General features: G+C 68.9%; 18 protein-coding genes and 2 pseudogenes. 9 read left to right on the plus strand and 11 right to left on the minus strand.

Annotated features, from left to right (window positions below; genetic code table 11):
* Positions 1–43 precede the first annotated feature (43 nt).
* The 3 genes and pseudogenes from OG509_RS38490 to OG509_RS38500 all read right to left on the minus strand — a co-directional run.
* The gene (locus tag OG509_RS38490; RefSeq protein WP_406187206.1) at positions 44–2,227 is read right to left on the minus strand and encodes an SdrD B-like domain-containing protein; all 2,184 of its coding nucleotides are present in this window, start codon (positions 2,225–2,227) and stop codon (positions 44–46) included.
* Positions 2,228–3,660: 1,433 nt separating this feature from the next.
* Positions 3,661–4,086: a hypothetical protein gene (locus tag OG509_RS38495; RefSeq protein ID WP_406187207.1), complete on the minus strand. Its 426-nt coding sequence runs from the start codon at positions 4,084–4,086 to the stop codon at positions 3,661–3,663.
* A gap of 314 nt (positions 4,087–4,400) precedes the next feature.
* A pseudogene (locus OG509_RS38500) lies at positions 4,401–4,568 on the minus strand (transposase); the annotation flags it as partial.
* Between the two features lie 314 nt (positions 4,569–4,882).
* Here OG509_RS38500 and OG509_RS38505 point away from each other — a divergent pair.
* Positions 4,883–5,266: a VOC family protein gene (locus tag OG509_RS38505; protein WP_406187209.1), complete on the plus strand. Its 384-nt coding sequence runs from the start codon at positions 4,883–4,885 to the stop codon at positions 5,264–5,266.
* A gap of 40 nt (positions 5,267–5,306) precedes the next feature.
* Here the strand turns inward: OG509_RS38505 and OG509_RS38510 are convergent.
* Positions 5,307–6,177, minus strand: a pseudogene (locus OG509_RS38510) (IS5 family transposase).
* Positions 6,178–6,409: 232 nt separating this feature from the next.
* Here OG509_RS38510 and OG509_RS38515 point away from each other — a divergent pair.
* The 4 genes from OG509_RS38515 (at position 6,410) to OG509_RS38530 (ending at position 7,775) form a co-directional block, all read left to right on the plus strand.
* On the plus strand, positions 6,410–6,613 hold the full coding sequence (locus tag OG509_RS38515) for a hypothetical protein (RefSeq protein WP_406187210.1): 204 nt from the start codon (positions 6,410–6,412) through the stop codon (positions 6,611–6,613).
* Positions 6,613–6,831 (plus strand): hypothetical protein, encoded by a 219-nt coding sequence (locus OG509_RS38520; protein ID WP_406187211.1) that lies wholly within the window; start codon positions 6,613–6,615, stop codon positions 6,829–6,831. The genes OG509_RS38515 and OG509_RS38520 overlap by 1 nt, the downstream gene beginning before the upstream one ends.
* A gap of 127 nt (positions 6,832–6,958) precedes the next feature.
* The gene (locus OG509_RS38525; RefSeq protein WP_406187212.1) at positions 6,959–7,276 is read left to right on the plus strand and encodes a hypothetical protein; all 318 of its coding nucleotides are present in this window, start codon (positions 6,959–6,961) and stop codon (positions 7,274–7,276) included.
* A 259-nt stretch (positions 7,277–7,535) separates the two neighbouring features.
* Complete coding sequence (locus OG509_RS38530) at positions 7,536–7,775, plus strand: hypothetical protein (protein WP_328764361.1); 240 nt, start codon at positions 7,536–7,538, stop codon at positions 7,773–7,775.
* A 560-nt stretch (positions 7,776–8,335) separates the two neighbouring features.
* Here the strand turns inward: OG509_RS38530 and OG509_RS38535 are convergent.
* Positions 8,336–9,397 carry a hypothetical protein gene (locus OG509_RS38535; protein ID WP_406187213.1) on the minus strand — a complete coding sequence of 354 codons (1,062 nt, stop codon included), beginning with the start codon at positions 9,395–9,397 and terminating at the stop codon, positions 8,336–8,338.
* 501 nt (positions 9,398–9,898) lie between these two features.
* Between OG509_RS38535 and OG509_RS38540 the strand changes: the two genes are divergently transcribed.
* Both OG509_RS38540 and OG509_RS38545 read left to right on the plus strand, forming a co-directional pair.
* Positions 9,899–10,582, plus strand: a complete 684-nt coding sequence (locus tag OG509_RS38540) for a hypothetical protein (protein WP_406187214.1) — start codon at positions 9,899–9,901, stop codon at positions 10,580–10,582.
* Positions 10,522–10,677, plus strand: coding sequence for a hypothetical protein (locus OG509_RS38545; RefSeq protein WP_406187215.1), 156 nt, complete (start codon positions 10,522–10,524; stop codon positions 10,675–10,677). The genes OG509_RS38540 and OG509_RS38545 overlap by 61 nt, the downstream gene beginning before the upstream one ends.
* 273 nt (positions 10,678–10,950) lie before the next feature.
* Here the strand turns inward: OG509_RS38545 and OG509_RS38550 are convergent, their stop codons facing one another.
* The 4 genes from OG509_RS38550 to OG509_RS38565 form a co-directional block, all read right to left on the minus strand.
* Positions 10,951–15,486 (minus strand): AAA family ATPase, encoded by a 4,536-nt coding sequence (locus tag OG509_RS38550; RefSeq protein WP_406187216.1) that lies wholly within the window; start codon positions 15,484–15,486, stop codon positions 10,951–10,953.
* 3 nt (positions 15,487–15,489) lie between these two features.
* On the minus strand, positions 15,490–15,954 hold the full coding sequence (locus OG509_RS38555) for a hypothetical protein (protein ID WP_406187217.1): 465 nt from the start codon (positions 15,952–15,954) through the stop codon (positions 15,490–15,492).
* Between the two features lie 885 nt (positions 15,955–16,839).
* Complete coding sequence (locus tag OG509_RS38560) at positions 16,840–17,547, minus strand: multiprotein-bridging factor 1 family protein (RefSeq protein ID WP_406187218.1); 708 nt, start codon at positions 17,545–17,547, stop codon at positions 16,840–16,842.
* 305 nt (positions 17,548–17,852) lie between these two features.
* A complete protein-coding gene (locus tag OG509_RS38565; protein ID WP_406187219.1) occupies positions 17,853–18,725 on the minus strand; it encodes a hypothetical protein in 873 nt (290 codons plus the stop codon).
* 495 nt (positions 18,726–19,220) lie between these two features.
* Here OG509_RS38565 and OG509_RS38570 point away from each other — a divergent pair, with 495 nt between their 5' ends.
* Both OG509_RS38570 and OG509_RS38575 read left to right on the plus strand, forming a co-directional pair.
* Positions 19,221–19,730, plus strand: coding sequence for a hypothetical protein (locus OG509_RS38570; RefSeq protein WP_406187220.1), 510 nt, complete (start codon positions 19,221–19,223; stop codon positions 19,728–19,730).
* Between the two features lie 49 nt (positions 19,731–19,779).
* Positions 19,780–20,205, plus strand: coding sequence for a transposase (locus OG509_RS38575; protein ID WP_406187833.1), 426 nt, complete (start codon positions 19,780–19,782; stop codon positions 20,203–20,205).
* A gap of 168 nt (positions 20,206–20,373) precedes the next feature.
* On the opposite strand, the gene OG509_RS38580 is transcribed toward OG509_RS38575, so the two are convergent.
* Together OG509_RS38580 and OG509_RS38585 are read right to left on the minus strand one after the other, a co-directional pair.
* Positions 20,374–20,889 (minus strand): hypothetical protein, encoded by a 516-nt coding sequence (locus OG509_RS38580; RefSeq protein ID WP_406187221.1) that lies wholly within the window; start codon positions 20,887–20,889, stop codon positions 20,374–20,376.
* A gap of 519 nt (positions 20,890–21,408) precedes the next feature.
* On the minus strand, positions 21,409–21,834 hold the full coding sequence (locus OG509_RS38585) for a hypothetical protein (protein WP_406187222.1): 426 nt from the start codon (positions 21,832–21,834) through the stop codon (positions 21,409–21,411).
* Positions 21,835–21,951 lie beyond the last annotated feature (117 nt).

Consider the following 21,951-nt stretch of genomic DNA (forward strand, 5'->3'; position numbering starts at 1 on the left):
GTCGGTGTGCGGTACGCGCTCACCGGGTCATGGGGTCACGGGGTCAGCTGGCGACCCACAGACCCGCGTCGATGTCGTGGTTGATGGTTCCGGGCGGGCCGGTGGTGACGGCTGCGGTCGCGGTGTCCGCCTCGGGGTCGCCGCCGTCCGGTTCCGCGTCGGAGTTGGTGACCTGGTTGGGGCGGCCGTGCGGGGTCCACTGGAGATCGGCCGGACCGTAGTCGTTGGTCGGGTCGGCCGTCGACTTGTCGAACTCCAGCGTGTACGCGGTGTTGGGGCGCAGCCCGTCGCGGTGGTCGAAGTAGTACTCGCCCTTGGCGTCGGTCTTCTTGCGCGCGATCTCCTGACCCGTCGCGTCGCGCAGGATCACCGTCACACCGGGGATGCCCGCCGTCTCGTCATAGCTCTGGGTGCCGTCGGCCTTGTCGCGCCACACCCGGTTGCCGATCTGGACCGGAGGCTCGTCGCAGAGCAGCTCCAGGTCGCCAAGGCCGTTGGCCTTGCCGAAGCCGCCGTCGTTGGCGTAAGCCAGGCCGAGCCCCTGCTGTGACGGGTCGGCGCCGCGGTCGCCCTGCCAGCGGTCGAAGAAGGCGACACCGGTGGAGTTGACCGACCGGACCGGGTCCATCGCGGTGGCGGCGAGGCGGTCACCGCCGAGCGGCAACGCCAGGGCGCCCTGCACGGTCTCCAGGTGTCCGCCGCCCGTGTACCACTCGTCGCCCTTGTAGAACTCGCTGCCGGTGCGCGGGCAGGCCGCGCCGCCTTCCCACTCGTACGTGCCGGTGGTCGTGCGGCAGACCCTGTAGAGGTCGCCCCCGGTCGCGATGCTCTCGATGACGTTGGCCTTGGCCGGGTTGGCATTGGGGATGACCAGTCCGGACTGGTCGCCCATGCGGTCGCGGAAGCCCAGGACCAGTGATCCGTCGCGCTCGATTTCGATGTCGCTGAGCATCGGTTGCGGGTAGGCCCACTGGGCGTTGCCGCCGTCGGGGAACTGCGTCAGGTCGTCCTTGGTCCAGGGCTTCCAGTTCCCCGGGGTCGGGGCGACAGCAGGGTCGCGGGGGAAGTCCAGCGGCTCGTTGACGACCGGCGCGGCGCCGAACGTGCCGGTGGCCGGGTTGAACGTCCAGACCACGGCCCGCAGTCGGGTGACGTCCTGGGTGCTCTGTGCGGAGCAGACACCGCCCACGTACAGGACCCCGTCGCGCATGCCCAGGCCCATGGGCCGCCAGTCGGCCGCCGGGGTGCAGGCGGTGTCCGGGATGGGCAGCGGTGCGCCGACGGGCGCTGCCGTGGTGGTGTCGTAGGTGTAGAGGTTGCGGTCCTTCATGTTGACGACGTAGAGCCGGGAGCCGTCGGCCGAGATCTCGATGTCGCCGAGCGACTCCTGGCCCACCGTCGCCGCGAAGTCCGCGTCGACTCGGTCTGTTTGGTTGTGGGGGGTGGTGCCGGCGTTCGGAACGATGGCGAACTGGGTGGTCGCGCCGGTGCCCCGGTCCGTCACGTAGATGGCGCCCGGACCGCCGGGGCCGTAGTCGCCGTGCCGCTTGGCGTACGCGCCGGTGAAGATGCGCCGCTTCTTCTTGTCGTACGCCAGCCCGTAGGCGGTACCGGTCTGCGTGCCGTTGGCGAGCTCCGTGGGGTTGTTGGGGTTGCCCTGGGTGTCGCCGCGGGAGGTGTACGGGAACGTCACCAGGGTCTTGCCGCCGGGCTTGGTGGCGGCCTGCTGGCAGGGCGTGGCCAGGTCTGGGTTGTCCTGGCAGTAGTCGTCCGGGTTCCACACCCCGAAGTCGAGGGTGGCGTCCTGGCCGGCCCTCAGGTCGACGAAGGCGAGGTGTGACGAGAGCCCGGGTCCGGCGAAGGCCGGCTGGAGGAAGCCCTGCCCGGTGGCGGGATCGTACTTGTCAGCCCAGTTCAGCAGTTCGACGCTGTACCGTCCGGGGGAACCGGTCCACGTGGTGGTGTCGATCTCAACGGTGCCGTCGGCGCCGATCTGGTAGGTCCGGCACGGCGCAGGGCGGGTGAGCCGCTCGCAGAGCCTGACCGTCCCCGGGCCGTGCGGTACCTGGATATTCGGGTTCCGGTCGCCCTTGGCGGCGAAGTCCCGCAGGAGGTTGACGGTCAACTTGCCTTCACCTGGCGCGGCACCTGCGGAGCCCGGAGCCCCCGTCAGGGTGAGCGCGCAGGCCAGGGCGAGCGCCCCCAACCACTTTGTCTTCCTGATCACTTGCATCCCCATGCTCGTCGGAAGTGTGGGACGACGACCGTGAACCACTGCCAGTGCCAGGGCAGCCCGACGGACCCGCTGACCTGCGTGCAGTCATCGTCCATGACACAGAGTAGCCAGTTGATCGCGTGGCGCGCACGCCTGTTGGGGGCCGGACATCCCGGCTGACGCCTGATATCCGGGGCTTCTGCAGGGGCGCGACGGGCGCGGCGGTTCACTCTCGTCGGGCACCGGCGGAGTGGAACACGGCTCAGGGGCGGCCGTCTCGGCGGGTTGACCGGGCGGGCGATCCCGCTTCCGCTGTGCGGCACAGCCGGGGGTCCGGTATCAGGCCCTGGGGGGTGTTCGTTTCTGGGGAATGACGAGGCGGCGCGCCCGAGTTCGCCGCGCAGCGAGGCGAGGCCCCTCACCCCCGTATCTCCATGCTGCCGTCCGGGAGGCAGCCCGTTGCCGCCGGCCCGGCCGCACGCCGAGCTGGGCGCGGGCGAGCCCCGCGCCGGCTGGGTGCCCCGAAGTGGGCTACTTGAGGGGCACTTCGGGGCCAGTGGCCGGAGCGGTGCTCGCCCAGACCGTCGGGGCCTCGGCCGCCATGGCGGTGGGGTCGGACAGTGCCCGGTGCTGACACGGAGCCGTGGGGTGCCGCTGAATACGGAGTGATCGTTTCGGCAGGTGAAGGTGTGGGGCCATCCGGGTGATGGGTGTGACTCCGGCTTCCTTCCTGTAACGGTGTGTGACTACAAATGCGCTGTGGCCCCGGTTCGTGGCCACCGTCGCGTGTGTCGTAACTCCCGTCCGCTGTGGCTGTGATGCGCGGTGGTGGCGGCCGGCGGTCGAGTTCGGCCGCCCTTATCCGGAGTTGCTCTTCTGTGGCGATCACGACGCCCCGACGTCTTCTTGCCACGGCCGCGGTCGCTCGGGCGGCCCTTGCTTGTTCGACGGTGTCGGGGCAGGCGCACGTCCGCGACTCCGGCCGCCGCGGGGGCCGACGCCATCCGGGGTCGGGCCGCCCGCAGTCACGGTGTCATCGAAGCCCTCGCCGACGCCGGCGTGAAGTGCTGGGCCGACAAGGCGTACCTGGGCGCTGGCGGTACGGTCCGCGCCCCTTGGCCAGTTCTTGGCCTCGGCTGTCCTGGGACGGCGGAGGCTGATGCCCAGTTCATACCCGGTGCGAGGTGAGGCGAATGACGGCTACGTCCGGCTGGAAGACGTGGATTCCGATGAACTCCAGGCCTCGGTCAAAGGCCTCGGCGTTTCATATCAGCGGCTCCTCGAAGGAGCTGGATCCGATGAACGTGAACAGCCACTCGCAGTAGGGAAGGTCGAACTCCCGTTCGGGTTCGTCCGCCCCGTCGGCCACCCCTCGCCTTCACTCAACACGGCCCTCGCGGAATCACACTGCGTGACATCATCACCAAGGCGCTCCGCCGCGCCCGCTAGAGCTTCGCGACGTCCTTGTGCATCACGCCGTTGCTGTCGGCGTGGTACGAGGCCAGGCGCACCTTGAGCGGGTGGCCCGCCGGAGCCTTGATGACGACGTTGAGCGTCTCGATCAGGCCGATGCCGTGACAGGAGGGCTCGGAGTCGAGGTTGGTCCAGCCGTCCCCGGTGTTCTTCGGGTCGTTCCACTGCACCCAGGCGCAGTCGGGTTCACCGCTGGTGACGTCCACCGAGATGATCTTGACAGTGTTCACGGCGCCGTCGACGCGCTCGTAGGTCACTGTCGCGGTGTTGTGGTGGAGGTTGAGACCGGCGTCCAGGGTGACCACGTTGGCCGGGGTCTCGGCGGCGGCTGGGGCCGCCGCTCCCGCGAGAGTCGCGGCCGTCAGGACAAGGGCGGCGGGCAGGGTGGATATGCGCATCTTCCGTCTCCATGAGGGTAGTTGGGGTGGTCGCACTCTATCCCGCCGGCTGGACCCCCTCCCGTCCGCGGCCTGTCAATTCGGGTTGTGGACAGGGGAGTTGGCGCGAATCAGCGCTTGAGCGTGAAGGTGAAGCCACCGGACAGGATGCCGCCCAGTCAGACGGCCTGGACGAGACTTCCCTCCGAGATCAGCCGCTCGACCTCGGCACGGGAAAGCCCGCAGCCCCTCCGCGACCAGACGCACCGGCCGCACCGGGACCCGGGCCACGGAGCGGACCGAGGTGTGGCTGGGTCGCGCAGCGGTTGGAGGGCGTTTGTGTGGAGGACCGCGTCCAGCAGACTGCGCAGATCGTGGTCGGGCGGTCGGCCGATTTCCAGGCCGCGGCCGCGGCGCTCGGACTGCCACGTGGTCAGGACCGGCTCGATCAGCTCCCACCTGGCATCGGACAGATCGCTCGGGTATCGGCGGCGTTCAGGCATGATTCCGGGCTACCCAGCCGGCCCAGGCGGGCGGACAGGCGCCCGAAGCACACGGCGCGAAACCCGGCGCCTTGGGATGAAACAGGAGGAGGCAGAGCAAGACGCCTGCCTGGGAGCCACTTTCACATCATGAACCACACCAACCGCAGCAGCCTCGAACGACCACAAGCCCATACCAGCTCAAAGGCCGCAATAAAGCGCTATACACCCTCTTGGAGCATGTATCGAAAGTGCTGCCATGCGTCTGAGCTGTGTGGCGAAGGCTGAGCGTAACTCGGTGGCGTCTGGGGTGGAAGTGAGGAAGGCTCGCGCGCATGGTTTCGGTATTGCAGAACGTGGCGATTGACTGTGCGGATGCCTACGAGCTGGCTCGGTTCTGGAGCAGAGTGACTGGCCGTCCACTGCATCCGGAGGACAAGCCGGGTGACCGGGAGACTCAGGTGCTGCTGGCGGAGGGCCCGGTGCTGTACTTCAACCAGGTGCCCGAGTCTAAGAAGGTCAAGAACCGGATCCATCTGTGTTTGCGCCCTGAGACATCGCGTGAGCTGGAGGTGGAACGGCTGCTCGGCCTCGGTGCCACCTTTGTCACCGATCACCGGAATCCCGATGGCTCTGGCTGGGCAGTCCTTGCTGACCCCGAAGGCAACGAATTCTGCGTTCTTCGCAGCGAGTCCGACCGAGCCGCGATGGGTTCCTGACGCCCATGCGCCGTCCTGGCCGGTTTCGTATGACCGCTGGTCACAGCCACTCGCTGATGGCCGCTACGAGGACGGTCGCCTCGTAGTGGACCGCGAGCCTGTCGTACCTTGTGGCCACGGCGCGGTGCCTTTTGAGGCGGTTGATGCCGCACTCGAGCGCGTGGCGGGCCTTGTAATCCTTCGGGTCAAACTTCGGCGGACGGCCGCCGCGGCAACCAAGCTTCTCCGGTTGCGGGCTTGGTCGGCCTTGTCCGGGATGGTGCAGCGGATTCCTCGGCAGCGCAGGTAGGCGCGGTTCTTGCGGGAGGCGTACGCCTTGTCGGCCCGAACGTGGTCGGGGCGGACGAGTGGTCGGCCCGGCCCGGTGCGGGGCACGCGGACCTTCTCCAGTACTGGTTCGAACTGCGGCGAGTCGCCGCGCTGCCCGGCCGTGACCACGATCGACATGGGCTTCTGACCCTGCTCAACGGCCAGGTGCAGCTTGGTGGTGAACCCGCCGCGCGAGCCTCCCAGTCCGTGATCGCGGGGCTCGTCAAAGGTGCCGCCCGGTGGTTTCTTCTGCAGGTCACCCTGCTTACGGACCCGCTGCATGCTGATGGGCTCGGCACACCGTTGAGTCGACCCTCAAGTCCCACGTGATCGCACCCTTCGCGTCGGCCAGGGACTGGAGGTGGGTGAGGATCCGGTGCCAGGTGCCGTCCCGCTGCCAGCTACGGAATAGGTCGTAGATCCGGCCCCACGGCCCGTACCCGCCGGGCACGTCCCGCCACGGAATACCAGTCCGGACTGGAACGTGTGCCGTCGATCGACTGCCGCCGAGGCCGGACGGACGGCCGCCCCACCTTCGTCCCTTTCGGCAACAACGGCTCCAACACCACCCACTGCTCGTCCGAGAGATCTCTCCGACCCATGAACCCTGATCATTCACAGCTCAAGATCCACTTTCGATACACGGCCTAGCGCCGAGCATCCCGCGTTAGGAGACGGGACGTCTCGTCGTCAGTGCCGGCGAGTAAGTTCTGTTCGTTCGGCCCGACCGGCGGGCCACCGAACCGGGGGACTCGTCGCGGTGAGCATCCACCTACACCTTCGCGCGTCGCGGATTCCGAGATCAGGGACGACCACACCTGGCTTGCGACGTTCATGTCAGAGGCTTGGGACAACCACCCCGACGAGTACGCGGCAGGTATCGCCGACTCGATCGAGAAGGTCTTCAACTCCGTCAATGACCTCTACCCCGCGACCGACGTCCTCGATGCAGGTGCCGACAAGCCCTGGACGCTGCCGATCTACGGCGGCCGCCCCGTGGCACACCGCGCTGACGCCGCCCCTCCAACCCGCCCCTGATGATTCTGGAGCCGCCTGGGGTGTCACAGGCTGCAGACTTCCTCGCGACTGTCTATTTCGACGAGCTGTGGAACGTTGCTGGCGCCAGGTTCGGCGGCCGCGGCCGTGAGGTGGTGCAGGCCAGGCAGGAGTTCCTCGACCATCACAGGGACCTCCAAGGGTTCTACGGGCGGGCGGCTTCGGCGGGCCACGCCGTGGTCAATGCGGTGTGGGCTTGAGACGTGGTTACGTGCCGGTTGCCCGGACCGCACGGATGCGGACCGCACCGAACGGGACTTCGAAAAGGCCCTTATGAGAGGAACCCCTGTGGCCATCGGAATTCGGCTGCCACGCGGCTTAGCTGCCATGAACACCGTTCTGCTCGCCCTCGCCCTCGCCCTCGCCGCCGTCGTCCCGCTGACGGCGTCCAGCGCCGCGGCTGCGTCGCCCATCTGCCTGAGTGGCAAGCTCCAGTTCGACTACCAGTCGGCGGAGGCCGGCCGGGGCAAGCCCACGCTGACCAAGCCGGTCCGCAACGCGAACGTCCAGCTGTGGGGCAAGGAGAAGTCCACCGACGCCCCGCGCCAGCTCACCGCCGACTACCAGTACACCGCCGTCGCCGACGTCGGCTTTGGTGACCTCAATCATGGGCTGCACTCCTTTCTGGTTCGCTGCCCCAGATGACGAGTCGCGTGAAGGTGGCTATCATGGATACAAGACGGACGCAACTGCGAGATCCGCACTCTGGCCCGCAGCGATGCACGAGGCTTGAGAATTTGCGTTCCAGTCCAGAATGTCCGTGGCCCGACGAGGTCACGTTGACGGCGGATACGCGCACATCACATTCATCTGGCGACCGGAAAGCTCTGTCCACGTTTTGCGAGAGGAGGCAGAACGACTTCGTGCCGCAGTGAGTGGCACAACTGCGAGAAGGGTTCTAATCATGCAGGCAATCAGAGTGAAGCGGCTCTTCGCGGTGTCCGCCATCGGTGTCCTGATGGCCGGTGGCGCCGCGCTCGGCGCCGCGGGTACTGCCTCCGCGGCCATGCCCACACACCCCGTCACCTCCGTCACCTACGTCCACGGCGGCGGTTGGGACGACGACGACAACGGCTACGGACACAACGGCGGTGGGTACGACAACGACGACGACTGGGGCGGAGGATACGACGACGGCTGCTGACGCGCCGAATCATGCTGTGTGGTCCGCCGATCCGGCGGTCCGCACAGCGTTACGTTCGCCGGGGGATACGAGGGATCGGGCAGGAGCAGTTGCACAACGCACTAACCGTATAGCGGTGCCGACGGAGGCGCGGGGCGGGGCTGGGTGCGAACCCGGCGGTCGCTTGCATTGGCGTGGGCAGGCAGTAGACGGGCGTCAGGGCACTGCTACAGGGCGGGTTCGTAGACGACGGCGGTGGTGGGGCAGTCCTCGGGGAGGCCTGGGACTCGCTCTCGTCTACGGCCAGGTCCCAGCGCGGCTTTGTATCAACCCAGCTCGCGGCGTAGGTGCAGTGGTAGGAGCCGTCCGAGGGCAGCCACTCCGCCGGGTCCTTGCCGGCGGTTTCCCGTCAGCTGCAGGCCCTCGGCCTGGGCCCGGGCCACGAGCTCGTTCAGGAACCGGTCATCGACAGCCGTCGGCGAGGCCCCCGCCTCAGACGCCATGGCTATGTTCTCGCTGGTCACAGGTGCAATCCTTCGTGATCGGAGTTACACCGTTCCTTTACAGTCCCACCAGATGCCTCAGACTCCCCCAGTGATGGCGCTGAGAACGTCGATTGTGCGCCTTACGTTTCGTCCGAATGCGATGAGGAAGGCAGCAGCCAGTACGAGGGTGTAGACGTACGGTTCGGCATTTTCTGGGACAACGCCTGTGAGTGCCAGCCCGGTCACGCCACCAGCGCCAACGGCGTAGGCGGTGAGGAGCCGTACCACGTCCCAGTTGCGCTGGGGCTCGATGTCGTTGAGTTGATCCTCGTCCAGCAGCTCGCCGAGACGGGTCTGGCAGTATCGGTCAGAGATCGTTAGGAGCGCTTCAGCGATGTCGTGCAGTGCTTCGTTCGGGGCATGGTCCAGTTTGATTTCAAGGACGCGCAACGCCCCGGCGACCTGCCGTTCGTGGCGCTTCAGGGGCTTTGTACGGTGGGACCAGCGGGTCACGGTCCCGCGGCTGTGGTGCGCGTCCAGCACGCCGCGCTGGACAATCTTCAGCTCCTTGGAGAGCTTTCTGAGTCGGGCCGGCCTTTGTTCCCCGCTGCGCCGGGCCTGTGCACAGGCGTGAATGGCCGCGGCGCACTGCGTGACGAGGGCATATCGGCGCGCTACGAGGAGCCTTGATGCCCGGGAGGCGACGCGCATGGGCTCAAGTAGCTGATCGGCGTACAGCTCCAGCCCTCCGAGAAGCAGGAAACCAATCAGCGCTGTCAGAGTCAGGATCGACACGGTCTGCTGCCAAGGATTTGATGCTGTGAGGTCAAAAGACCATACGGATCCCTCCTGCGCCGGCCGCGGCCTCCATCCAAGTCTCCACTGCAGCAGGGTCATGCCCCACGCCAAGCCGCAAAGAGGAGGGAGGAGAAGCAGCAGTATGAGGGCGTTGCGCTTCCAGCGCTGGAGGTGGAGACGTCGTCTGAGCGCGACCCTGACCCGGAGAGGTACCTTGCGTTCAATGCCGAGCGCGGTGCAGTCCTGTATGAGCCGACGCACCGCCTCCTCGAAAGGGCGGTCTGCATCTGGCAAGGCGTCAGAGCTCCCAGGCCTTGCATGTAACGACGTGATCTCCAACTGTTCTGATCGGGTAGTCATGGCGGAGCATCCTGCCAGATTTGCGTTAGGTGATGCCTGTGCCTGCTGCTACCGACGTTGGCCTCACCGATACGGGGAGAGGACCAGGTGGTGGCCTGCGCTTCGCACACTACGACGTTCCGCTCGGTCTCTCGGCGAGGCACACGCCCGCGCGGCCAAGCATGGGCTGCCGTTGTCACTGAAGACGCGGTGAATGGGTACCTTTGTACGCTCCTCCTCCTCGGCCCTGGCGTGGGGCGGTGAATGACGAGAAGGAGAAATGACGATGGCGACGATCCACTGCCGCCCGGGAGTCGGCCTGCGGCCGTCGGCCCCGCCGCTCGCCGCGCTGGACGTGGGGAAGCCCCGCGCTGGCTGGGCGAGCCGAAGTGGGCTCCTTGAGGGGGCACTTCGGGCCCTCCTTCGGGATCCACTTGGGGGCCCGGCGCCCTCCACGACCAGCCAGGTCCAGCTCACGGCGGATCGGTGCAGCTGGTCGCGCGCGGCGAAAGGGTGGAGGTGATGGCTGGCAGGCGGCTGACTAATCCGGCGGAGTCCTCGAACGACCTGCGGGGCGATGTGCTGCGCGTGCTCGGGGTACTGAAGGTGGCCACCGTCGACCAGATCCAGCGGATCGCCTCACCCCATCTGACCTACCGGCACACGAGTAAGCCGACCGCCTCAGAGCGGAAGACCGAACGTACCGCGTCGCACGTGGGTGCGCTCTCCGATCTGCGCAAGCACGGTCTCGCCGAGAACGGCGGCACCAGCCGGGCGGGGGAGTCGCTGCGCTACCTGACCACCAAGGGCCTGGAGGCCGCCTCCTGCGAGCTCGGCCGCCCCCTCACGGAGATGGGCTCCACCGCGCGCGGTGCGGGCTCCAGCGGGGCCACCCACCCCATGGCCGTCAACGAGACTGTCATCGCTAGGCTCCGCCCCAAGCCCGACCTCCGGCTGCTCACCGGGGAGCCGGCGGAAGCGAAGGCGGCCGCGCAGGCGGCTGTCGAGGCTCCGGCCGGTGTCGGCACGATCGCCTCGTACGCGACCGAGGTCCCGCTGCCCGCCACCGGCACCTGGGCACGCCGGACAAGGGCGGCGCCCAGGCCGACATCGTCCTCACCGCCCCGCAGGACGGGATCCCGCTGTTGTTCATCGAGGTCGACAACTGCCACGAGACCGCAGAGGAGATCGCGGCAAAGCTGCTGAAGTACTCCAGGTTCTTCAAACGAACGATCAAGGACACCGACGGCAAGGACAAGCCGATGTGGCGCACCCGCTGGATGGCCCGCGTCGCGGAGTGAAGGGGGGCCCCGCACCCGCCCGTGCTGATCGTCTTCAACCGCATCGGCGCCCGCGACCCCAACCGCACCGTCCCACGGCTGCAGGAGCTGACCCGGCCGCTGTGGGCGGGCGAGCCGGCCGATGGGTTCAGCAGCTACGACCGGAAGACCCCGATCATCGCGACCGGCCTGCGGAAGACGGTCAGCCCCAGCCCCAAGGCCGGCTTGGGCGCCGCAGGCGACATCAACGGGGCGTGCCGGCGCTGGGAATCAGCGCGCGGGTCCTTCACCCGGTCAGTTCGGGTGAGGATGAGAGTCGCAGGATGGGCGTGGCTCCAAGTCGGGGAAGAGGTCGCGCCATTGGTCCGGGGCGACCCCGCTAGGGTGGTTGGCGCACATCCGCTGGTAGACCTTGTCCGGGTCGAGTTCCACCAGGTAGGTCGAGTAGTACGCGCCGCCACCGGTATCCATCATCTTGAGCGCCGCGTAGGTCTGACCGGGGAGGAAATCGATCCCCGCCGCCTGACCGAGCGTGGCGAAGGGCTGAGCGCCCCAGCGGCCGTCCTTGCCCACTTGCCACAGTTGGAAAGGCTGGGACGTCACCGCCCACCTGTGGTCGGAGTTGTCGGTGAGGGTCTTGACGCCTCGGTCCAGCCTGCGGCTGTCGTACTCAACGGGAGCTTGGGGATCGCGGACGTCCCAGAACTGGATCAGTCCGCTGCCCAGTGCGGTGACCAAACGGTGGCCACCTGCCTGGTAATAGCCGCCGCTCGCGGCGGGGAGCCGCTTGGCCTTGCGCGGATGGGTCATGTCGGACAGGTCCCACAGCTGCAGGTTGCCGCCTCCGGCCTCGGTTATCAGGATGTGCGCGGACCGGAGGTACGCCGAACCGTCCAGCCCGCCGCCGGGGACCACGGCAGCTTCCTTGGGATGGGAGGGGTCTGAGAGGTCCCAGAGTTGCAGGTCGTTGTTCTTCAGAGTGGCCAGGGTCGTGGCGTCCAGGAACCACAGAATGCCTTTGCTCAGTTGGAGCGGCACTTGCATCTCGGAACGGCGTACGGGGTGCAGCGTGTCATGCAGGTCCCAGAGCTCGACATGTCCCGTGTTCTGGTCTCCGATGGCGAGGAGCCGGCCGTCCTCGCTGACGCCGGTGAGGACGTCGGAAGCGGTGAACGGGATGTCCGCACCGGGTACGGGCTCCCGTTCGGGGTTCTCGAATTCCCATACTCGAAAGATGTGGTCCTTGGTGTCTTCGGTCCAGCGGTGGGCGAGGAGGGCGGACTTGGAGTGTTCCGGCAGGAAGTAGCGGGCCTCCCAGGGAGCAGGCACTTGGAAGCGCAGGCGCGGGACGTCAGGGTGGCGGACGTCCCATACGCGGGTCTCCTCGCGCGTCGTGGGCAGGTAGGTGCGGGTGATGAGCAAGGAGCCGTCGTCGCTGAAGGGGCTGGTGCCGGGGTCGGGCCTGCCGAGCTCGCCCGGCAGGAGAGTGGCATCGGGTCGTGTGGGCCAGATCCTCACTTCTCCCTGGAAGTCGCCTGCGGCGAAGGCAGCGCTGTCCGGGCTGTAGGCCACCGATTGCACTTCGTCGCCGGCCTCGGGGTCCTCCTCCCCGCTGCAGATGTCTTTACCCGCTTTCACCGCCTCCTCGGCAGAACAGGTCAGGACGTGCCCGGTCGCCGTGTCGGCGGCCGCCAGGGTCAGCCCGTCGGGTGCGAAGACCATGGACGGGATCTTGTTGTGGGTCCACCGCCGCCCAGGGATCTCGGGAGGAGGTATCTGCTTGAGCCTGTGGTCCGCGTCCAGGGTCCAGGCGTACAGCCCTCCGGCCCCGGCAGCCGCCAGGATGTCGCCTTTGGGGTGGAAAGCTACGGTCATCACGGAGTCCGCAGTCCCCGTGTCGAGGAGGACCGGTTGCGCGGGGTCGCCGACGTCCCAGAGCCGCACCTCGGCGGGACGGCCGTCAGCCGGGATGCCGTTTCCGGCTGCCAGCAGCCTGCCGTCGTGATGGAAGGAGATGGAGATCAGGGTCGTGTCGACCGCGTCCCGCGTGGCGCGGAGTACCGGGTGTGCCGGGTCGGCGATGTCCCACAGCCGCAGCGCGCCGTCCTCGGCGCCAGTGGCGAGCAGGGTGCCGTCCGGGCTGATCCGGGCGTCGTAGACCTGCCCGCCGGCCGTGGGAACGTCGGCGAGCTGACGTGGCCGGGCAGGGTCGGCCACGTCCCACAGACCGAGCCGCGTCCGGGTCTGCGCAACGAGCAGCGGACTTCGCGGGTGGAAGGCGATGGCGGCGCTGGCGTCGAGGCGCAGGGCGGCGGCTCGTACGGGCTCCTGCCCTGTCCCCGCGCTGCTCCCCAGACGCCACAACGCCACCTCGCCGCCTTGCAGGCTGGTGGCCAGGGTGCGCCCGTCCGGGCTGTAGGCGATTTTGAGGACGGGCTGGTGGGTGCCCTGGAAGGTGGTCGGCGTGCGGGCAGTGTACGCGGTGTACAGTCCCGATCGTGTCTCGGGGATCTTGGCGAGCCGGTAGGCGGCCAGGCTGAGGCGGAGCGCCGTCTGTGGATCTTTTGCGCGGAGGTCGTCCGCCCTGGCCACGAGCTGCCGGGCAAGTTCCACGGTCTCCTTGCGGCGAGCCTCCGCATCGACCCGGCCGCCCCACACCAGCGCCCCCGTCAAGGTCATCGCCAGTACGGCGACGACCGCGATGACAGCCTGCGCCCAAGTGCGGCGGTGCCGCTCTGCCGTGATGCTCGCGGCCAGGAAATCACGGTCGACCTGCCGTAGTTCGCTCCCGTGGGGGTCGGTGGCGGTGACGGCCCGCACGGCGGCCAGGTGCTTGCGGGAGTACAGGCCGCTGCTGGACCCGGCTGCAGCCCACGCGTCCGCAGATTCGCCCAGGCGGCGGCGGACCAGCAACGCGTCCAGATCCTCTTTGATCCATTCGTTCAGGGTGGACCACGCATGGAGCAGCGAGTCGTGGCAGAGCTGGGCCCGGCCCATGTCGTCGACGACGACGAGCCGTTCCTCCACCAGCCTGGTCAGGAGCGCGCTGTGGCGACGTCGTCCTTCCTGGTCTGGGGCCGCCGTCAGGTCGTCCACGCTCATGCGGCGGCGTACCGCCTTGCCCTCCTCGTCGACCAGACGGACCATGCGCAGCAACAGGCGGCGCAGGGCCTCCTTTTCGTCAGCGGTGGCGGAGGCGTGGATGCGGTCCGCGGCGCGGGCGACCGATCCGCGGATGCCGCCGGTGGCGTGGTAACCGGAGAGGGTGAGCCTGCCTGCCTGGCGCCGGGTCCAGGTCTGCTGGAGCGCGTGGGCCAGGAAGGGCAGGGCCACGACCTCGGCCGTGTCGGCGTTCTGTGCCCGTAGGTCCCGCAGCAGGAGTTCGGACAGTCCGGGCTCCAGCGTCAGGCCGGCCTGGCTGGCCGGCCCTTCTATGGCCTGGCGCAATTCGGCGTCGCTCATCGACGGCACGGTGACCTGCCCCTTGCGCAGGAGCGGGCCGAGGTGCGGGTTGCGCAGGCAGTGCGCGTAATAGTCGGCACGCAGGGCGAGGACGACACGGGGCGTGTGCGCGGAGTCCTCGGCGGCAGTGACCGCGCGTACGAAGAGCCCGTACTCCTCCGCTTCCTCGCGGTGGGTGAACAGTTCCTCCACCTGGTCCACCACGAGGACCTTCGGGGCCCTCCTGCCGTTCGTGGGCGGGGGGAAGCGGCCCGCGCCCAGTTCGGAGGCCACTTCGCCGAAGGGTCTCCCGACGGCCCCCGCCCAGTGCGTGACCAGTTCCCGGAAAGGACGGGCGCCGGGGGCCGGGACGAAGAGGACCGGCCCGCGTTCCTCGGAGGGAGCGGACAGAGCCGCTTGGAGCAGCGAGGACTTGCCGACACCAGAGGGGCCGACGAGGATCACGGGGCCCGGGGGCGCGGTGGGCCCGACTCGGTCCCTCAGCGCGCGCACGAGGTCGTCGCGGCCGAAGAAGAGGCCGCTCTCCTCCGGGAGGAAGGGCCGCATTCCCGGGTAGGGGCACGGGCTCTCGTCCGCTGCCACGACCGCCGGGACCACTGGTCCGGGCGATGGGGCGTACCCGGGGTTCGCGGCGAGGACCAGGTCTCCCATCCGGCCGACGCTGTCGGCGTGGGGGCGGCCGCTGCTGTGGCGCAGCCGCTGGTCGAGGTGGCGGTAGACGTCAGCCAGGGTGAAGCGCGGTGGTCCGTCGGCGGCACCTTCGGTGAGCAGCCGCAGCAATTCCCCGGTGAAAAGTGTGTAGGGGGCGCCCTCCGGCGCGAAGGAGCTGGCGTAGTGCGTCGCCGAGGTGAGCAGGTAGCTGCCCGAAGGCCGGGCGGAGACGTACGGGTCTCGGCGCTGGCCGTGTGCGGTGGCCGCCTCGGCGAGGCCGGAGAAGCAGCAGTCGAGGATCACGACAGGGCGCGCGGAGGCCGAGCTCAGTTGGTTGCGGATCTCGGCATACGGAACGGCCCGCACGGTGTCGTCGGCGGAAGTCGTCGAGGAGGTGGCCAGATACAGATGGTCCTCGGGGCCGAGCAGGCCGTGCCCGACGAAGCAGAAGAGGACAACGCCGCGCCCGGCGTTCTCGATCGCCTCCTTGACGGCGACCAGTACCTCGGTCGACGCGGCGGGGTCCAGCAGCAGCTGGATGTTCTCGCGGGGCATGCCGCAAACCGTGTGGAGCGTTTCCGCGACAGTTTGAGCGGACCGGCCGGCGGCGGGCAGCCGGAGCAGTGTTGCGTCCGTAGGGTGTCGGCCGGTCCCGATCACGACGGCGCGGCAGTCCGGACCGGACAGGCTGCCGGGCGTCCTCTCCAGCGGCGCCACCGCTCAGACCGTACCTTGGGCAGCCTCCGGGGACTGTTGCCCTGTTTCCGGAGGGGCCGGGATGGCCTGCGACCCTCCGTTGTGCAGGGCTGCGGCGATCTGCCGGGCGACGTCGCCCGCGTCCTGCGCGCTCAGTCCGCAGACGTTCTCGGAACTCACCGTGATCTGGGTGGAGTCGGGCAAGGTGACGGTGACGGTCTGATTGCCGCGCCGATTCTGCAGCCATGCCACGAGTGCGGCACCCAGGGCCGCCGTCAGGCCTCCCGGTGCGAGCAGGACGGGGAGCAGTTCGCCGACCGCTCCCATCTCGCCGGCGGCCGGCTCTGCGGAGTGCATGCGGCCGAGCCGGTCGCGTAGCTCGGGGTGACGCTGCAACCAGCGACGCAGGTCGGCGAGCGCGGCGGTGGACGCTGTCTGGCTGCCGGTGCCGTCCAAGTCCGATGAGGTCACCGATAACGCGAGCTGCATGCTGCCCCTCCACCCCTTGGAACGACCGTCCACCCGGGCGCGAGGTTACATCGGCAACGCTCTGTCCGTGGCCACATTGCGAAGGCTCGTGAGAAGCCGGCGTTCGCCGCAGCGTGCGACGTGGTGTCCGCCCGGACCGCTCAGCGCGCGGGGCGTCGTCCGTCCCGGTCCCCGCCGGAGCGGCGTCCCGGCGGTTCCTCGGGCATCTGCGGGCGTTATGGCGATGACGAAGGCCGCCGAGGTCGGCATTACGACCGGATGGTCTACCAGCGCGGCCGCCGCGATGCAGGCCATCCCCATGGCACGAGGCACAGTGCGGTGACGCAGCCGAGAAACTCGTCCGGGTTCGGATCACGATTAACCAGTCTGCGGCTGATCTGATGAGTAAGTAGAAGGCTCCGCGAGTATCTCCTCTGAGGGTCGCGAGCGGCCCGCTATGCCCCGGCGGCGGAAAGCCCTGTGGGGGCACAGGCTTCGTCCTGGTCAGGCCCGAATTTCGTTGACGAGCATGCGCAGGGTCAGGCTGTGCTTCCCGGGTGACAGGGCGTCCATGGCGGCGGTGCCGTGCGATCCCGCCGGTCTTGTCGCCGGAGCGGGCGAGCGTGAGTCCTCGGTGGAGTTCCAGGTGCGTGGCGAAGCGGGGCAGGCTCGCGGGGAGCTCGGCGAGCGCCTGGTCCTGCGCGTCGGATGCGGCCTTCTCTTCGCCGAGGCGGGCCAGGAGCAGGGAGCGGAACACGTTGAGCCGCCACCGCGGCACGGCGTAGTCCGAGGTCTGCTCGTACGATCCCGCCGCGTCGAAGATGCGCCGGCCTTGCGCGTCGAGGGTCAGGGCGGTGTTGCGGTCGCCGCGGAGGGCGGCGGCGTGGGCTTTGCCGTAGATCGCGTTCAGCAGGCCGAGGGACGTTTGTCGGAGAGGGCGAGGGCCTGGTCCGCGAGGACGTCCGCGACGCCGAGCGAGGCCCCCTCGTACCCGAGGGCGATCGCCGCCCGTCCCCGCACCCACACCCGCGCGCCCGGGTCTTCCGACTGGTCGGCGGCGCTCGCGGCCATCCGGTACCAGCGCACGGCGGCGGCGCCGTCGGATCCGGGGAACGTTTTGGCGTACAGGGTCATGAGTCGGGCGGCCGCCGACCACAGCCGCGGCCGGTCCAGCTGCTGCTGGATGACGACGAGCTCCCCGGCAACACGGCGCTGGATGTCGGCCGCGCCCATGGACATGTAGTCGCTCCCGTACGCGTCCAGCTTCGCCTCCCACGCGTCCGCCGAGGGCCCGCCCGCGAGGCGGGCGGCGAACCCGCGCGCCAACAGGTCGGAGGCGATGACGGGGGCTATGGCGGCGCCGGTCACGTCGGTCAGGAACTCGCGTCGCATCATGGGGTCCTCCAGGACGGCTAACGGCACGTCGAGCGCGCTCGACAGTGCGGCGAGGTAGAAGCCGCGCGGGGTGATCTTCCCGCGCTCCCACCGCGCGATGTACTCCCTCGTGAGTGTCGTCCCGTGGCGAGTGTTGATCTCGTCGGCCAGACGGGCCTGGGACCAACCGTGCGCCGTGCGTAGCTCCCGGACCAACTCCCCGATGTCCATGACCCCCATCTAGCCGCTTGTTGTCACTGGCCGTGGAGTGCCGTTCGTGCTGGTGATGCTCGACGTGGCGGGCTGGTGACAGGTCGTTGCGGTTTTGATGGTGACAAGCTGCGATGCGCCGGTTTGGTGTCAGTGCCGGTTGTCGGTGACGGTTCGTCAGTTTGATGGTTTTGTGCTGGTCGCGTGTGGTGGTGGCGTGAGTTTCCATTGACGCGGACGTGGTCTGTGGGCGGTTGCTGCTGTCACGGGCTGTTACACCACCTGGTGTCGGGCGCTGCTACGAAACCGGTACTTTGCACCCCACGGACGACGGTTCAGGAACCGTAGGTGATGGACACCTGCGCCGATCCGGTGGCGGGGCCGGAAGTGCCGCCCGCCGGGACGAGGTTCGACCCGCCACCGCCGCCGCCGGGCCCGGCGGTGCCGTCGGCGTTGACCAGGAAGCAACCGCCGCCTCCGCCGCCGCCGTGCCAGCCGCTGCCACCACCGCCCCCACCGAATCCGCCACCGCCTGTGCCGCCGGTACCGGGCGTGCCGTCGGTGCCGGCCCTGAAGCCCTCGGGGCAGGCGGCTCCGCCCTTGCCGCTGAGGGTCTGGGTGCCGCCGCCACCCCCGCCGCCGCTGTCCGGTCGCTCGCCGCCGGGCTTCCCGGTGTCGCCCGCGTCTCCGCCGGTGGCCTCGCGGACGGGGTATCCGGTGAAGCTGGAGCCGCCTCCGCCGCCTCCGCCGCCGGCGGCGACGATGAGGCGGGGGTCGGTGCCGGGAACGCCGGTCAGGGCACAGCTCGCGCGCGCCGAGCTGCAGGTGCGGACGTCACTGGCGCCGCCGCCGCTGCCGCCGGGGCGCTGACCGGTGACGGCTCCGCCGCCCGTGTCGACGTTGACGTAGTAGATGGTGCCGGGCACCACGGTGAGGGTGCCGGTGACGGTGGCGCCGGTCCCGCCCGCTCCGCCCTCGATGGCGGACCGTCCCGGCTCGCCGGTGGCGGTGACGGTCAGTCGGGTGGCGCCGGCCGGGACGACGAACCGCTGGTTGGCGCCGGCGTTGAAGGTCTTGGTCACGGGCGCCGCTGCGGCGGGCGCCGCGGGCACCACCAGGGCCGCCGGCAGCGCCGCGGCGGCGAGCAGGAGCGCGGCCCGTCGGGCCGTGCGCCGAGGGCGTTCGGATCGCTGTGGGGTCAAAGTCACGATGGGGACTCCTGGACAGGGCCGTGGCACCCACCCCCCGGGGCGCGGGCGGACGTAGGTCGATGGTCCGGCCCCTGCGCGGGACCGTCCGCCGCGGACCGTCCGGGCCGCAGCGGTCAGGCGTCACGCTCTCCCTCAGTCTCCCCGTTTCCCGGTCCGCCCGCCTCCCGGCGTCCCGGTCCGTCCCGGCGTCCCGGCCCCCCGCAAGGACGGAGCGAGGACGCTCCAAGGACGCCCCTCTCTACGTTGATCAAGTCCTCGGCTTGGCGCCCATGCGTATTCCGACCGGCAGAGGTCGGCTGCGATCTCTCGGTTTCGTGTCAGTGAGATGGGTGTCAGTGGTGGTTGGACCTGAGAGTGGGTTGCGGCGCCAATCGGAGTGATGTCGTGCCTCCCGCGCCACTGTCGTGGACGTGAGAGATCAGGCCGAGGTCGCCTGCACCGTGCCACCGTGCCACCGAGCACCCGCATCTGGCCGCTGAGCTGGCGACCGCGGTGTTCACCGCTGCCTCCACCACCCAGCTGTCCACCGCCCACGTCCACGACCTGGGCCCCGAGGCCTCCACCATCACGCTCCACGACGACGGACTCCGCCAGGGCTGCATGACCCACCACGTGGGCGCGTCCGTTGCTGATGGCGGCTCGCCGCTGCTGGGACATCGCCACCGGCACCAGCGGTCCTCTCTTCACCGACCCGCTGGGCAGCACCGGCGCCTTCCCTATCTGACCGCCTTTGCCGAAAGCTGCAAGCTCCTGCCTCCCCAACCGCCCCGGCCGGCACCACGCAAGCAGAAAACGGGTACGGCCCCGCGCCCGACACAGCAGCAGAAGGCCGTCTGGCCGGTGTGCACCGTCCACTACGGACTCGCCTGGGCGATGCGCGAACCCGACCTGATGCGAGGCTGCCCGTACCCGCCACCCCACACCTCCAAGACCATCGCCAGGAGGAAGAACGGGTGGCTGCCACCGGACTATGGCCTGCGCGAACTCCAGCCCCCACGCTGAGAATTAGGGCATGTTTCGTAAGTGGATCAAGGTCTGCCGTGATCCACTTATGGGGCGTGGAGATCTGGCGAGGGAGCAAGGGGCCAGGCTGGAGCCACTGTTGCCGGTGGGCAAGAAGCCAGGGCGGCCTCCGGTCTGGTCCAAGCGGCAGCTGATCAACGGCATACGCTGGCGGACGCGGACCGGTGTGCCCTGGCGTGATGTCCCCGCACGCTATGGAGAGTGGGAGACCGTTTACGGTCTCTTCCGACGCCGGCAGTGCGACGGCACCTGGAGTCGGATCCTCACCCAGTTGCAGGCCGAGGCCGACGCGAAAGGACTGATCACCTGGTACGTGAGCGTGGACTCCACCGTCGCGCGAGCGCATCAGAATGCGGCCGGCGCCCGCAAATGGGGGATCTGCAGCGGGACAAACCAGTCGGAGTCGTGGTCGAGCCCGCCGACCACGGGCTCGGACGCTCACGAGGTGGACTGACCACGAAGGTGCATCTGGCGGTCGAGCACGGGCAGAAGCCGCCGTCCTTCCTGGTCACCGCCGGCCAGCGGCATGACAGTCCCCAGTTTCAGCCGGTCCTGGAGCGCATCCGGGTGCCCCGCGTAGGCGTCGGCAGGCCACGCTGTCGACAACGAGTGGCTGTGATCGTTACGACGATCCGTGAATCTCTGGGCCAGCGTGTGACCCTCCAACCCGGAAGGCCAGCGCCTTCTGTCTCCCTCCCAGCGACCGCCGCATCGCATTGACCAGTCGCATCTGCGCCTGAGCCACCCCCGCGCTGGCCTCCCGGAACTCCTCTTCGCCCAGTGGCGTACGGACTGGATCGACTTCTCGCGCCACGCGGTCCCAAAAGCGGTCGACCGACTGACCAAAGCTGTCGACCTCTGCCGCAACCTCTGCGGGAGCGATCAAGCCGACCCGTGTCAGAACGGCGCTCCACTCGGCCCAGTCGTAGTCCCAGCCGCAACGGTCGGCGTGCGCGCGCTTGATCACCATCGTGAACTTGGCGTAGTGGCTGAGGAGTTCCTGGTAAGCAACCAGCTGCTGATCCCGCGACCACTGATGGTCCTGGCCTCGTCTGGTGACGATCCCGCCCACCAGCACTCCCACGGTCGCCGAGGCCGCTCCCGTAACGGTCGTGATCAGCGCTTCCAGCAAAGCCACCCCAGCCCCGTGCCCAGCAACTGCCGTTCGATCCGCGATGGGAACATAGCATCGGTGCTGTTTGAGCGTCAGAGCATGCGATGGCCTCGTAGCAGACGATGACGTCGGTGGCTGGCCGACGCTTCTGAAACATGCCCTGGTTCGCCCTCCCGATGCTGACCGGCGGGCTGCGCGTCCGGCGACCGTGAAGCATCACGTCGACATCCGAGTCTGACGCACGTCCGCGAGCGCGCGGGGACCTGCCGCGGCGAGCCTCCCGCCCCGTCGACCCCGACGGCCCGCGGGACGCCTGGGGTCGCCTGGGCCGGCTCGTTCCCGAATGGGCCTTCATCAGGACCGGCCCCGGGCACACGACGGCGTGGGCCGCCACCGGGTGTGGTGGCGGCCCACGCTGGGGTTCGTCAGCTGTGGTCTCTCAGACGGAATGCCGCAGGCGTCCTTGAGGAACCGGGTTCGGGATCGGGACGCCAAGCCCTGCCCCTCACCCGCAACACCGCGAGAGGCACTGCTCGGCTCACGTCAGGAGCAGGGCGTGGTGATCGAGCTCGCGTCTGACGTGACGTTCCCCGAGTAGATCCAGCCGTACGGAGCCGCGCCTCCGACGCTGACGTAGTACCACTTGTTCCCCGATTCGTTGTACGTGTAGCACCAGCCGCCGAGTCGTGTGCCCACTGTGAGCGTGTAGTTGCTGGCGTTGCCGCAGCCCGACCCGGGCCCGTTCCTGAGCCAGATGGCGTTCTTCACGCTGGTGCCCCCAGGACCGTTCACGACGTTTGCGTCCCAGCAGCTCATGGTGGTGCCGCCGATGTTCGACGGTGTCCAGTTCGGCGCTTCGCTCGCCGACGCGTCCGCCGATGCGGCGGGGGCGGCATTCGCGGACATGGGCTGCACCGCCAGTACGGCGATGACGGCGGCACTGCCCATGAGGATGCGTTTGATGTTCACGGTTCTCCCTGATCTCGTAGATGACCTCGTCGCCGCGTCGGCGACAGGACTGTGCGGCGTTGCTGCGCGTCGTCGTCAGCCTCGCCGCGTTTCGGTCGCGAGGCCCTGGTGAATACA

Origin of the sequence: Streptomyces sp. NBC_01006, from assembly GCF_045162725.1 — a bacterium.
In the GTDB taxonomy this organism is placed as follows: Bacteria; Actinomycetota; Actinomycetes; order Streptomycetales; family Streptomycetaceae; genus Streptomyces.

Coding starts and splice junctions, on each gene's coding strand:
- OG509_RS38530 (WP_328764361.1), top strand. CDS start 7,536: ATGCAGGCAATCAGAGTGAAGCGGCTCTTCGCGGTGTCCGCCATCGGT.
- OG509_RS38540 (WP_406187214.1), top strand. CDS start 9,899: ATGGCTGGCAGGCGGCTGACTAATCCGGCGGAGTCCTCGAACGACCTG.
- OG509_RS38555 (WP_406187217.1), bottom strand. CDS start 15,954: ATGCAGCTCGCGTTATCGGTGACCTCATCGGACTTGGACGGCACCGGC.
- OG509_RS38495 (WP_406187207.1), bottom strand. CDS start 4,086: ATGCGCATATCCACCCTGCCCGCCGCCCTTGTCCTGACGGCCGCGACT.
- OG509_RS38520 (WP_406187211.1), top strand. CDS start 6,613: ATGATTCTGGAGCCGCCTGGGGTGTCACAGGCTGCAGACTTCCTCGCG.
- OG509_RS38575 (WP_406187833.1), top strand. CDS start 19,780: ATGGGGCGTGGAGATCTGGCGAGGGAGCAAGGGGCCAGGCTGGAGCCA.
- OG509_RS38560 (WP_406187218.1), bottom strand. CDS start 17,547: ATGGGGGTCATGGACATCGGGGAGTTGGTCCGGGAGCTACGCACGGCG.
- OG509_RS38535 (WP_406187213.1), bottom strand. CDS start 9,397: ATGACTACCCGATCAGAACAGTTGGAGATCACGTCGTTACATGCAAGG.
- OG509_RS38525 (WP_406187212.1), top strand. CDS start 6,959: ATGAACACCGTTCTGCTCGCCCTCGCCCTCGCCCTCGCCGCCGTCGTC.
- OG509_RS38505 (WP_406187209.1), top strand. CDS start 4,883: ATGGTTTCGGTATTGCAGAACGTGGCGATTGACTGTGCGGATGCCTAC.
- OG509_RS38515 (WP_406187210.1), top strand. CDS start 6,410: ATGTCAGAGGCTTGGGACAACCACCCCGACGAGTACGCGGCAGGTATC.